At 63.1% G+C, this 13,247-nt stretch carries 8 protein-coding genes; all 8 read right to left on the reverse strand.

All coding sequences use genetic code 11. The features are described 5' to 3' along the window. Positions 1–109 precede the first annotated feature (109 nt). On the reverse strand, positions 110–1,174 hold the full coding sequence (gene hemE, locus LJX93_RS25155; protein ID WP_033701999.1) for a uroporphyrinogen decarboxylase: 1,065 nt from the start codon (positions 1,172–1,174) through the stop codon (positions 110–112). 151 nt (positions 1,175–1,325) lie between these two features. After that, positions 1,326–2,744 (reverse strand): FAD-dependent oxidoreductase, encoded by a 1,419-nt coding sequence (locus LJX93_RS25160; RefSeq protein WP_033702001.1) that lies wholly within the window; start codon positions 2,742–2,744, stop codon positions 1,326–1,328. A 122-nt stretch (positions 2,745–2,866) separates the two neighbouring features. Continuing rightward, positions 2,867–7,312 carry a glutamate synthase large subunit gene (gene gltB, locus LJX93_RS25165; protein ID WP_095063901.1) on the reverse strand — a complete coding sequence of 1,482 codons (4,446 nt, stop codon included), beginning with the start codon at positions 7,310–7,312 and terminating at the stop codon, positions 2,867–2,869. Between the two features lie 373 nt (positions 7,313–7,685). Then, positions 7,686–9,311 carry an SPOR domain-containing protein gene (locus tag LJX93_RS25170; protein WP_033702003.1) on the reverse strand — a complete coding sequence of 542 codons (1,626 nt, stop codon included), beginning with the start codon at positions 9,309–9,311 and terminating at the stop codon, positions 7,686–7,688. A 15-nt stretch (positions 9,312–9,326) separates the two neighbouring features. Beyond that, positions 9,327–10,424 carry a 3-dehydroquinate synthase gene (gene aroB, locus LJX93_RS25175; RefSeq protein ID WP_047582202.1) on the reverse strand — a complete coding sequence of 366 codons (1,098 nt, stop codon included), beginning with the start codon at positions 10,422–10,424 and terminating at the stop codon, positions 9,327–9,329. A gap of 96 nt (positions 10,425–10,520) precedes the next feature. Continuing rightward, complete coding sequence (aroK, locus tag LJX93_RS25180) at positions 10,521–11,039, reverse strand: shikimate kinase AroK (RefSeq protein ID WP_033702005.1); 519 nt, start codon at positions 11,037–11,039, stop codon at positions 10,521–10,523. A gap of 4 nt (positions 11,040–11,043) precedes the next feature. Further along, positions 11,044–12,312 (reverse strand): type IV pilus secretin PilQ, encoded by a 1,269-nt coding sequence (locus LJX93_RS25185; protein WP_227696514.1) that lies wholly within the window; start codon positions 12,310–12,312, stop codon positions 11,044–11,046. Further along, entirely contained in the window at positions 12,236–13,234 is a 999-nt protein-coding gene (locus LJX93_RS25190; protein WP_227696515.1) for a pilus assembly protein PilP, read from the reverse strand. Before LJX93_RS25190 ends, LJX93_RS25185 begins: the two co-directional genes overlap by 77 nt. Between the last annotated feature and the right edge of the window lie 13 nt (positions 13,235–13,247).

Genomic DNA, 13,247 nt, shown 5'->3' on the forward strand with positions numbered 1-13,247 from the left:
TCCTGTTTCGGTTTCGATGGGACCAGATTAACGACGATCGCTGAACTCAAACTTAATGCAACAAAAAACCCGGCATCAAGGCCGGGTTCTTTGTTGCAGCTGCATCAGATCACTGGTGGTACTGCGCCGACAGCTCATGCACGGCGTTGATGAACACACCGGCGTGCTCCGGGTCGACCTCAGGCGTAATGCCATGGCCGAGGTTGAACACGTGGCCAGTGCCCTTGCCATAGCTGGCCAGAATGCGCGCCACTTCCTTGCGGATGGCCTCAGGCTTGGCGTACAGCACGGTCGGGTCCATGTTGCCTTGCAGCGCAACCTTGTCACCGACACGGCGGCGGGCATCACCGATGTCGCAGGTCCAGTCCAGGCCCAGCGCATCTGCACCCGCTTCGGCAATGCTCTCCAGCCACAGGCCACCGTTTTTGGTGAACATGATGACCGGCACCTTGCGCCCATCGTGCTCACGGATCAGGCCGCTGACGATCTTGCGCATGTAGGCCAGGGAGAACTCCTGGTAAGCCGCCGCCGACAGGTTGCCACCCCAAGTGTCGAAGATCTGCACCGCCTGTGCGCCGGCCAGGATCTGGCCGTTGAGGTAGCTGGTGACCGACTGGGCCAGCTTGTCCAGCAGCAGGTGCAGGGCCTCTGGGTTGTCGTAGGCCATGGCCTTGGTCTTGCGGAAGTCCTTGGACGAGCCGCCTTCGACCATGTAGGTGGCCAAGGTCCAGGGGCTGCCGGAGAAGCCGATCAGCGGCACGCGGCCGTTGAGCTCGCGGCGGATGGTGCTGACCGCGTCCATCACGTAGCCCAGGTCTTTTTGCGGGTCGGGAATCGGCAACGCTTCGATGTCGGCCGGAGTGCTGATCACCTTCTTGAAACGCGGGCCTTCGCCGGTCTCGAAGTACAGGCCCAGGCCCATGGCGTCGGGGATGGTGAGGATGTCCGAGAAGAGGATCGCCGCGTCCAGCGGGTAGCGGTCCAGCGGCTGCAGGGTGACCTCGCAGGCGAACTGCGGGTTCATGCACAGGCTCATGAAGTCACCGGCCTTGGCGCGGCTGGCGCGGTATTCCGGCAGGTAGCGGCCGGCCTGGCGCATCATCCACACTGGGGTGACGTCTACGGGTTGCTTGAGCAGTGCACGCAGGAAACGATCGTTCTTCAGGGCAGTCATGTCGGCATCCGGCAAAAAAGTGCGGGCATTTTCTCAGACGCCAGCACAAAAGGCACGGCCAAGGCCATGCGTTTTGTCTATTGGGTGCCGTGGATCAAGCAATTTTGTATACAAAATATGCCAAGGGCTGCTTTGCAGCCCCCGCAATCGGTCAGACTTCGAGGTAGTCCAGAATACCTTCAGCCGCTGTACGGCCTTCGAAAATGGCCGTTACCACCAGGTCCGAACCCCGCACCATGTCGCCACCGGCAAACACTTTAGGGTTGCTGGTCTGGTGCTTGAACTTACCTTTCTCCGGTGCTACCACGCGGCCCTGGCTGTCCATCTGGATGCCAAACTGCTCGAACCACGGCGCCGGGCTCGGGCGGAAGCCGAAGGCGATCACCACGGCGTCAGCCGGCAGGATCTCTTCGGAGCCCGGGATCGGCTCAGGGCTGCGACGGCCACGGGCATCCGGCTCGCCGAGACGGGTCTCGACCACTTTGACGCCTTCGACCTTGTCCTCGCCGACAATGGCGATCGGCTGACGGTTGTAGAGGAACTTCACGCCTTCTTCCTTGGCGTTCTTCACCTCTTTGCGCGAGCCCGGCATGTTGGCCTCGTCACGGCGGTAGGCACAGGTCACCGACTTGGCGCCCTGGCGAATCGAAGTGCGGTTGCAGTCCATCGCGGTGTCACCACCGCCCAGTACCACGACCTTCTTGCCCTGCATGTCGACGAAATCTTCAGGCGACTTTTCGAAGCCCAAGTTGCGGTTGACGTTGGCGATCAAGAAATCCAGCGCGTCATGCACCCCCGGCAGGTCCTCACCCGGGAAGCCGCCCTTCATGTAGGTGTAGGTGCCCATGCCCATGAACACGGCATCGTACTCGGCGAGCAGTTGCTCCAGGGTGATGTCCTTGCCCACCTCGGTGTTCAGGCGGAACTCGATGCCCATGCCGGTGAAGACTTCGCGGCGATTGCTCAGCACGGTCTTTTCCAGCTTGAATTCGGGAATGCCGAAGGTCAGCAAGCCGCCGATTTCCGGGTTGCGATCGAACACAACCGGGGTCACACCGGCACGTACCAGCACGTCAGCGCAGCCCAGACCAGCTGGGCCGGCACCGATGATGGCAACACGCTTGCCGGTCGGCTTGACCTTGGACATGTCCGGGCGCCAGCCCATGGCGAAGGCGGTGTCGGTGATGTACTTCTCCACCGAGCCGATGGTCACCGCGCCAAAACCGTCGTTCAGGGTGCAGGCACCCTCGCACAGACGGTCCTGCGGGCATACCCGGCCGCACACCTCAGGCAGGGTGTTGGTCTGGTGCGACAGCTCGGCCGCCGCCAGGATGTTGCCTTCGGAAACCAGCTTCAACCAGTTGGGGATGAAGTTGTGCACCGGGCACTTCCACTCGCAATACGGGTTACCGCAGCCCAGGCAGCGGTGCGCCTGCTCCACGGACTGCTGCGGCTTGAAGGGCTCGTAGATTTCGACGAACTCTTTCTTGCGCTGGCGCAGCAGCTTTTTCTTCGGGTCTTTACGCCCCACTTCGATGAACTGGAAGTCGTTGTTCAGACGTTCAGCCATTTTTCAAAACCTCTTTACCGCAGTCGCAAGCTAGAAGCTGCAAGCTGCAAGTCGATCACTTGGGTCCGGCAAGCCTCGCACTGCATTACCTGCAGCTTGAGGCTTGCCACTTGCAGTTGTTGTTACTGCGGGTTGGCGCGGGTGCTGGACAGCAGTTGCTTGAGGGTGGCCGCCTTGGGCTTGACCAACCAGAAGCGACGCACGTAGTCGTCCAGGTTTTCCGAGAGCTCACGCCCCCACTCGCTGCCGGTCTCGTCCACGTACTCGGCAAGGACCCGCGCCAGGTGGCTGCGGTAGGCCTCCATCGCTTCACCACTGATGCGCTGGATTTCCACCAGTTCATGGTTGAGCTTGTCGACGAAGCTGTTGTCCATGTCGAGCACGTAGGCGAAGCCGCCCGTCATGCCAGAACCGAAGTTGTAACCGGTCTTGCCCAGGACGCAGACAAAGCCGCCGGTCATGTATTCACAGCAGTGATCGCCAGTGCCCTCGACAACAGCGTGAGCGCCAGAGTTACGCACAGCGAAGCGCTCGCCCGCGGTACCGGCGGCAAACAGCTTGCCGCCAGTGGCGCCGTACAGGCAGGTGTTGCCGACGATGGCGCTGTGCTGGGTTTCGAACGGGCTGCCGGCAGGTGGCACGATGGTGACCTTGCCACCGGTCATGCCCTTGCCGACGTAGTCGTTGGCGTCGCCTTCCAGGTGCAGGTTCAGGCCACCGGCGTTCCACACGCCGAAGCTCTGGCCCGCAGTGCCCTTGAAGCGGAAGGTGATCGGCGCGGCGGCCATGCCCTGGTTGCCGTGCAGGCGGGCGATCTCACCAGAGATACGCGCGCCGATGGAACGGTCGCAGTTGCAGATGTCGAGGCTGAACTCGCCACCGGACTGGTCGCGGATCGCCGACATGGCCATCTCGACCATCTTCTCGGCAAGCTCGCCCTTGTCGAACGGCGGGTTCTTGTCGACTTCGCAGAACTGCGGCTTGTCCGCCGGAATGTGCGAGCTGCCCAGCAGTGGCGACAGGTCCAGGTACTGCTGGCGCTCGGTGTCGCCTGGCAGTATGTCGAGCAGGTCGGTGCGGCCGATCAGCTCGCCCAGGCTGCGCACGCCCAGCTTGGCCAGCCACTCGCGGGTTTCTTCGGCGACGAAGGTGAAGAAGTTGATCACCATGTCGACGGTGCCGATGTAGTGGTCCTTGCGCAGCTTGTCGTTCTGGGTGGCTACGCCGGTGGCGCAGTTGTTCAGGTGGCAGATACGCAGGTACTTGCAGCCCAGGGCAATCATCGGTGCGGTGCCGAAGCCGAAGCTCTCGGCGCCGAGGATGGCGGCCTTGATCACGTCCAGGCCGGTTTTCAGGCCACCGTCGGTCTGTACCCGCACCTTGCCGCGCAGGTCGTTGCCGCGCAGGGTCTGGTGGGTTTCGGCAAGGCCGAGTTCCCACGGCGCGCCGGCGTACTTGATGGAGGTCAACGGCGAAGCGCCGGTACCGCCGTCGTAGCCGGAGATGGTGATCAGGTCGGCATAGGCCTTGGCCACGCCTGCAGCGATGGTGCCAACGCCTGCCTCGGCCACCAGCTTGACCGAAACCAGCGCCTGCGGGTTGACCTGCTTGAGGTCGTAGATCAGCTGGGCCAAGTCTTCGATCGAGTAGATGTCGTGGTGCGGCGGTGGCGAGATCAGGGTCACACCCGGTACCGCGTAGCGCAGCTTGGCGATCAGGCCGTTGACCTTGCCGCCTGGCAGCTGGCCACCTTCGCCCGGCTTGGCGCCCTGGGCCACCTTGATCTGCAGCACTTCGGCGTTGACCAGGTATTCCGGGGTGACGCCGAAGCGGCCGGTGGCCACTTGCTTGATCTTGGAGCTGCGCACCGTGCCGTAGCGCGACGGGTCTTCACCGCCCTCGCCGGAGTTCGAGCGCGCGCCCAGGCGGTTCATGGCCTCGGCCAGCGCCTCGTGGGCTTCTGGTGACAATGCGCCCAGCGAGATACCGGCGGAATCGAAGCGCTTGAGGATGGCCTCCAACGGCTCGATCTGCTCGATCGCCAGCGGCTGGTCAGCCACTTTGACCTTGAGCAGGTCGCGGATCATCGACACCGGGCGCTGGTCGACCAGCGAGGTGTATTCCTTGAACTTGGCGTAGTCGCCCTGCTGCACAGCGGCCTGCAGGGTGTTGACCACGTCCGGGTTGTAGGCGTGGTATTCGCCACCGTGGACGAACTTGAGCAGGCCACCTTGCTGGATCGGCTTGCGCGCGCTCCAGGCTTCGGCAGCAAGCAGCTTCTGGTCGCTTTCCAAGTCTTCGAAACGCGCACCCTTGATGCGGCTCGATACACCCTTGAAGCTCAGGCCGACCACGTCTTCGGCCAGGCCGATGGCTTCGAACAGCTGCGCACCGCGGTACGAAGCGATGGTGGAGATGCCCATCTTCGACAGGATCTTCAGCAAGCCCTTGGAGATGCCTTTGCGGTAGTACTTGAACACCTCGTCCAGGTCGCCCAGCACTTCGCCGGTGCGAATCAGGTCGGCCAGCACTTCATAGGCCAGGTACGGGTAAACGGCCGAGGCACCGAAGCCCAGCAGCACGGCAAAGTGGTGCGGGTCACGGGCAGTGGCGGTTTCGACCAGGATGTTGCTGTCGCAACGCAGGCCTTGTTCGGTCAGGCGGTGGTGCACCGCACCCACGGCGAGCGAAGCGTGCACCGGCAATTTGCCCGGGGCGATGTAGCGGTCGCTCAGTACCAGTTGGGTCTTGCCGCCGCGCACCGCTTCTTCAGCCTGGTCGGCGATGTTGCGGATAGCCGCTTCCAGGCCGACACCTTGCTCGTAGTTGAGGTCGATCAGCTGGCGGTCGAAGCCTTCGCGCTCCAGGTTCATCAACGAGCGCCACTTGGCAGGCGAGATCACCGGCGAGCTGAGGATCACTCGCGAAGCGTGCTCCGGCGACTCTTGGAAGATATTGCGCTCGGCGCCCAGGCAGATTTCCAGCGACATGACGATCGCTTCGCGCAGCGGGTCGATCGGCGGGTTGGTCACCTGGGCGAACTGCTGGCGGAAGAAGTCGTACGGCGAACGCACGCGCTGCGACAGCACGGCCATCGGCGTGTCGTCACCCATCGAGCCGACCGCTTCCTGGCCCTGCTCACCCAGCGGGCGCAGTACCTGGTCACGCTCTTCGAAGGTGACCTGGAACATCTTCATGTACTGCTTGAGCTGGTCAGCGTCGTAGCTGGCCGCGCCCTGGTCGTCGGTAAGGGTCGCCTGGATGCGCGTGGCATGCTGACGCAACCAGCGCTTGTACGGGTGGCGCGACTTCAGCCGGTTGTCGATGGCGTCGGTATCGAGGATCTGGCCGGTTTCGGTGTCCACCGCGAAGATCTGGCCCGGGCCGACACGGCCCTTGGCGATCACCTCTTCAGGCTGGTAGCCCCATACGCCGATTTCCGAGGCGATGGTGATGTAGCCGTTGGTGGTGGTTACCCAGCGCGCCGGGCGCAGGCCGTTGCGGTCGAGCAGGCACACCGCGTGGCGGCCTTCGGTCATGACGATACCGGCCGGGCCATCCCACGGCTCCATGTGCATGGAGTTGTATTCGTAGAAGGCGCGCAGGTCGGCGTCCATGGTCTCGACGTTCTGCCAGGCCGGCGGTACCAGCATGCGCACGCCGCGGAACAGGTCGATGCCACCGGTGACCATCAGTTCGAGCATGTTGTCCATGCTCGACGAGTCGGAACCGACGCGGTTGACCAGCGGGCCGAGTTCTTCGAGGTCCGGGATCTGGTCATTGGCAAACTTGGTGCGACGGGCCATGGCCCAGTTGCGGTTGCCGGTGATGGTGTTGATCTCGCCGTTGTGGGCGAGGAAGCGGAACGGCTGCGCCAGCGGCCATTTCGGCAGCGTGTTGGTGGAGAAGCGCTGGTGGAACACGCAGATCGCTGTCTGCAGGCGCGGGTCATCCAGGTCTGGATAGAACGCCGCGAGATCGCGCGGCATCATCAGGCCTTTGTAGATGATGGTCTTGTGCGAGAAGCTGCAGATGTAGTGGTCGGTGTCGTGGGCGTTGGCCACGGACGAGCGACGACGGGCACTGAACAGCTTGATGGCGAATGCCTGATCGCTCAGGCCTTCACCGCCGATGAACACCTGCTCGATCTGCGGCAGGCGCTCCAGGGCCAGGCGACCGAGCACGCTGGTGTCGATCGGGACCTTGCGCCAGCCAACCAGCGTGAGGCCGGCGGCGAGGATTTCGCGGTCCATGTTGGCGCGGGCAGCTTCTGCTTTGACCGGGTCCTGGTTGAAGAACACCATGCCGACGGCGTACTGCTTGGGCAGTTCGACGGCAAAATGCTCCTGGGCCACGGCCCGCAGGAACTGATCGGGCTTCTGCATGAGCAGACCACAACCGTCACCGGTCTTGCCGTCGGCGTTGATACCGCCGCGGTGGGTCATGCACGTCAGCGCCTGCATGGCGGTTTGCAGAAGGTGGTGGCTCGGTTCGCCCGTCATATGGGCGATCAGGCCAAAACCACAGTTGTCCTTGAATTCTTCGGGATGGTACAGACCTGTTTTCATAGACACTTTCTCACCAGGTTCACCTCTCAACGGAGGTAAATCTCTTTTTTAACAACCACTTACCATCCACGCCGATCAAATGCCAGCTTTTTTGCGGTGGCCATGGAAAACCATTGTTGCACAGCGACAGCGATGCCCACAAATTTTCATGTCTCACCATTGAAAATTTATGTCGCAATTTTGAATGTTTTTGCGCCATGCGCCGTGATAGCGGCTTGACTGGAGTCTGAAGCGTTTCAGCCATGACTGCAAGAGAGGCTTGTGGCCGGCAGTCTGGGACAGAAAAGCCTGCCGCGCTCAGGCGCAGCAGGCTAGACGAAAAGTCAGGATTCGCTCAGCAACTGGGCGGCGGGGTGTTGCCGCCCGGCAGGTATCAGCGGGCCGAGGCCAGCTCTTGTTGGACGCTGGCGACGGTACGTGGCCAAGGTTTACCAGCCTGGACCTTCGCTGGCAAGTTCTTGATTGCCGCAACCGCTGCGTCGCGGTTGGCGAAGCTGCCGTAAGTTACGACGTACAGCGGCTTGCCCTGCAGGTTTTTCTTGAAGTAGCGATAGTCGCCACCCTGGGCCTTGACGAACGCCTGGGCCGAGGCTTCAGAGCTGGTACCGAGGATCTGCACCACATAATTGCCCGGTTTCTGGCCTGCATACCAACCCCCACCGGCGCTGCCACTGGCGACTGGTTTTTCGGCAGGTTTGGCGGCCGGCTTGGCACTAGCGACCTGGGTCGGCGCCGGGGCAGGCTTGGCAGGTGCAACCGGTTTAGCAGGCTGGGTTGCAACGGGTTTTGGCGCAGGCGCAACCGGCTGAACCGGGGCACTGGCGATTGGCTGCGCGGGTACCGGGGCCGGGCCAGCCGGCACACCTTGCGGTGGCGCGATGGTGGTCACGGTCGGCGGGTTGCCAGGCTGCAGTGCGGTATTGCCCGCCGGGCTGCCTTCTTCGCCATCACCCATGCCAGCGGCCTGGGCCAGTGGCTCGCGCATCACCGGTTGCGACTGACCTACCAACGGCAGTGGCATCGGCTGGGACGAGCCGGAGAATTCGATGGCCGGGTTGCCATTATTGGCCTGGGCAGCACCTGGCTGGCCTTCACCGAGGGGCAACTGAGCCTGGGCGGCCGGCACCTCGGCAGGTGCCTTGTCGCCTTTCTTGGGCATGAGAACCGCGGCAGCAACGGCGACCACGACCACTGCGGACAGCGCGAGCACGTGTTTCTTAGGCATTTTCAACCCCATGGATGGTCGCTTGGCCGTCGAACGGCTGGCGATCATGGCTTCGATCAAAGTGTCACGGGCAACCTGGTTGATAGTGCCAGGCCAACCGTCGGAGTGCTCATGGATATCGACGATCTGTTCACGGGTGAACACCTCGATGCCCCGGCCGGCGCCATCCAGACGCTGCTCCAGGTACTCGCGGGTCTCTTCTTCGCTGTAGGGGGCGAGTTCGATGACGTGGAAACGTTCTTCCTCGATGCTGAGCTCATCCAACCCGGCAATCAGCGACGATTCGCCGAACAGGAACACGTGCGGGCGCCCTTCCGGAACACCCGCCGCCAGTTCCAGCAACGCTTGGAGTGCCGACTCGTCGAGTTGTTCCGCATCATCCACCAGCAAATACACTTCCTGCCCGGTCAGCGCCAGTTGCACCACCTTGGACAAGATAGCCTGGACCTCAGGCTGGGCGACTTCCAGCGACTGCGCGACCTGGCCAAGCACACTGGCCGCATCGCTGGCGCCACGGGCGGAAACCACCACGCTCTGCACCGACTGCTTGTTGGTGCTGGCCACCAGGGCCTGGCGCAGCAGGGTCTTGCCGCTGCCCAGGGGGCCGGTGACAACCAGCATCAACTGGCTGTAACGCGCCAGGTGGTGCAGCTGGCCCAGCACCGGCTTGCGCTGGGCAGGGAAGAACTTGAAACCGGGCACGCGGGGCGCGAACGGATCGTGGCTCAACTGGTAATGGTCGAGAAAGGCCTCATCGGCATGCAAACTGGTCATTGCGCTGTCACAACCTCAAAGCTGGGCCACGATCGCGCGGTAATCCGCCGACAGCGTGGCCTGAAGAATCTCTTTCGGATAGTCGTCGGTGATCACGGCCTCGCCCATCTGGCGCAACAGCACCAGACGCAGACGACCGTCGAGCACCTTCTTGTCGACCGCCATATGCTCCATGAAATGCGCCGGGGTCATTTCCTGTGGTGGCACCACCGGCAAACCTGCGTCCTGCAACAGGCGGATTGCGCGATCACGCTCGGCCTGGTCGATCCAGCCAAGGCGCATGGACATTTCCAGGGCCATCACCGTGCCCGCCGACACGGCTTCGCCATGCAGCCAGACACCGTAGCCCATGTGGGTTTCGATGGCGTGCCCAAAGGTATGCCCAAGGTTCAGGGTCGCCCGCACGCCAGATTCACGCTCGTCGGCGCCGACCACGGCAGCCTTGGCCGCGCAGGAGCGGCTGATGGCTTCGGTCAGGGCCGCAGAATCCAGGGCACGCAGGGCATTCATATTGTCCTCGAGCCAACCGAGGAAAGGCTTGTCGCAGATCAGACCGTACTTGATCACTTCGGCCAGGCCTGCGGACAGTTCACGCGCTGGCAGGGTCTTGAGGCTGGTGGTATCGATCAGCACTGCGTTGGGCTGGTAGAAGGCACCGACCATGTTCTTGCCCAACGGGTGGTTGATGCCGGTCTTGCCACCGACCGAGGAATCGACCTGGGACAACAGGGTAGTCGGCACCTGGATGAAATCGACGCCGCGCTGGTAACAGGCTGCGGCAAAGCCGGCCATGTCGCCGATCACGCCGCCACCGAGGGCTACCACCGTGGTGCGGCGGTCGTGTCGCGCGGTGAGCAAGCCATCGAAGATCAGCTGCAGCGTTTCCCAGTTCTTGTAGGCTTCGCCATCCGGCAACACCACGGGCAACACTGAATACGCACCCAGGGTCTTGGCCAGGCGTTCGAGGTACAGAGGCGCGACGGTTTCATTGGAAACGATGGCGACCTGCCGCCCGGCAATATGCGGCGCCAGCAGCTCAGGCTGGTCCAGCAGGCCTTCGCCAATGTAGATCGGGTAGCTACGCTCGCCCAGGTCGACCTTTAGTGTCTGCATGTATCCCCACAATGTACTTGGGTGCGGCGCCGTTTGGGCGACGCACGCGGTAAGTTGAACCTCGCCTCGGCGCTGGTGGCCGAGAATAGTCCCGGCTTATCGGGGCGGCAACTGCTGCAAGCGCTCGAGAATATCGATCACCACCATGCGCGGTGGCCGCTCATCGGTTTCAACGACCAGGTCGGCGATCTCGCGGTAGAGCGGATCGCGGGCTTCGAGCAGGGCGCGAAGGGTCGCTTCCGGGTTGGCGGTGCGCAACAGCGGGCGATTGCGATCGCGTGCGGTACGACCGACCTGCTGCTCCACCGAGGCATGCAGGTAGATGACCCGGCCACCCTGGTACAACGCCTGACGGTTGGCATCACGCATGACCGCGCCGCCACCCGTGGCCAGCACCACGCCGTCGAGCGCGCAGAGCTCGGCGATCATCGCCTGCTCACGGTCACGGAAGCCCGGCTCGCCTTCCTTGTCGAAGATCCACGGGATGTTGGCGCCGCATCGCAGTTCGATTTCCTTGTCGGAATCCTTGAACAGCAGGCGCAGCTCTTTGGCCAAGAGGCGTCCAATGGTGCTTTTACCAGCGCCCATGGGCCCCACAAGTATCAAATTTCGCACAGAATCAACGACTCACAGCAATCGCCTGGTCACTCATGATACGCGGAGTCAGGAAGACCAGCAGCTCGGATTTTTTCTCTTGTAATACATCGCGTCGAAACAGCCGCCCAACATACGGCAGATCGCCGAAAAATGGCACCTTGTCGACCACATTGTTTTGCGTGGTCGAGTAGACGCCACCGATCACGATCGTCTCGCCGTCGGCCACGCGAACCTTGGCATTGACCTCGTTCTTGCGGATCGGCGGTACGTTGTTCAAGGCATTGACGTAATCAGGCTCGTCCTTGGTCACCCTGACGGTCATGATGACCTTGTTGTCCGGGGTGATTTGCGGGGTGACTTCGAGCGACAGCGAAGCCTCGCGAAACGACACCGAAGTGGCGCCGCTCTTGCTGGTTTCCTGGTAAGGCACTTCAGTGCCCTTGAGGATCCTGGCGGTTTCCTTGTCGGCCGTGACCACCTTCGGCTGCGAGATGATTTCGCCATTGCCGCTCTTCTCCATGGCACTGAGTTCAAGGTCGAGCAAGATGCCCCCGCGCAGCACACCCAGGCCCACACTGGAGCCGGCACGCTCCACGCCAAGGTCGACGAACAGCTCCTTGCCTGGCCGCACGCGCTCATCGTACAAAGGCCCACCCCAACGCACCCCTAGGCTCTTTTCGTAATCGACGCTGGCCTCGACAATACGCGCCTCGATCGCCACCTGGCGCACCGGCACATCCAGCTGCGCCACCAGTTGGCGTAGCTCGTCCAGGCGATCGGCGGGTTGGTAGGCCACCAGGGTGTTGGTGCGCGCATCGACGCTCAAACCGCCTCGCCCGGTCAGGATGCCGTCGTCCGCCAGTGTCGCCAGCAGCAGTTGCGCGAGCGCTGAAGCTTCGGCGTGATGGATCGGCATCAGCTCACGCTGCAGGGGTTGCAACTGGGCATCCAGCACCTGGCCCATGCGGGCGTCGAGCGACTGCCCGGCAAGCTCGGCCGCTGGCGCCACCAGCAGCACATTACCCTCTTCGCGACGGGCCAGGCCCTTGCTGCGCAGCACCAGATCAAGCGCCTGGTCCCAGGGCACATCCTGAAGCCGCAGGGTGATATTGCCCTGCACCGCGTCGCTGGCGACCAGGTTCACACCGGCGTAGTCCGCCAGCACCTGCAACACCGCGCGCACCTGCACATCCTGAAAGTTCAGCGACAGTGGCTCACCCCGATAGGGCATTGCCGACGCCAGCGGGATCGCCAAGACCCACGCCACCATCCATTTCCAGAGCTTCTTCATGCGGGTCCGGGACCTCCTTGTCCAGGGCTTTTCGGAGCGTGAGTATCGCGGTGCGTTCTTGCCAGGCATTGGCCATGAACCAACGTTCGCGCACTTCGACCTGCCGCTCGTCGACACGCACCACAACACCTTCATCGCGCCCCAGCCGATCACCTGGGCGCACGCGATACAGCCGCCCTGCGGACAGCAGCAGGGCTTCATGCGCTGTGCCACGTGCCAGGCTGCCGACCATTTCCAACTGTGCCAAGGGCACGCCCCCCAGTTCGCCGGGCGGCATTCGCGCCGCACCAGAGGCGAACGGGTCGAGCAAAGGCGGCATGGCCGCTGCCCTGGCGGGCAAGTCCGCCAGTGACGCGGGCGCCGGAGGCGCCGCATCGGCATGGTAGGCATGAACCCTCAGGCGCAAGCGCAACACGGTAGGCCGCCCCTCGGCTTGATGCAGGCTCATGTCTTCGACGCGCAGCAGCCGCGCCTGGCCCAGCCAGTCATCCAGCCAAAGGCGCAACGCCGTGTATCGCCCCACCACGTGCACATCCAGGGGGGTGGTTCGGTAATCGGCCTGGCTCACTTCGTCATGTATGTCTAGCCGCTCGAACAACAGGCCATATTCATGCCCCGAGGCCGCCAGGGCATCGAGCAAGTCACTCATGCGCTGCCCTGCCGAAAGCTGCCACCGGGCGAGCTGCAATGCCTGCCGCGCGGCAGCCAGAGAACCCTCTGCGCGCGCCAGCTCAACTACCTGCGCCGCCTTGGCCGCATGTGCCTCATTCAACTGCTTATGCTGGGCAGTTACCTGCGCTTGAGCCTGCCGAAGCTCCGGCAGGCGGACTGCACACCCTAGCGCCAACACCAGCACACCCAGCAGGAACGAAGCGCCCCACCGGAAGCGGCGGGACCGCTCGACCCTTGCTTGCCAACGCATCCACCACGCTGCA

Source organism: Pseudomonas sp. HN2-3, from assembly GCF_020691745.1.
GTDB classification, from domain to species: Bacteria; Pseudomonadota; Gammaproteobacteria; order Pseudomonadales; family Pseudomonadaceae; genus Aquipseudomonas; species Aquipseudomonas capeferrum.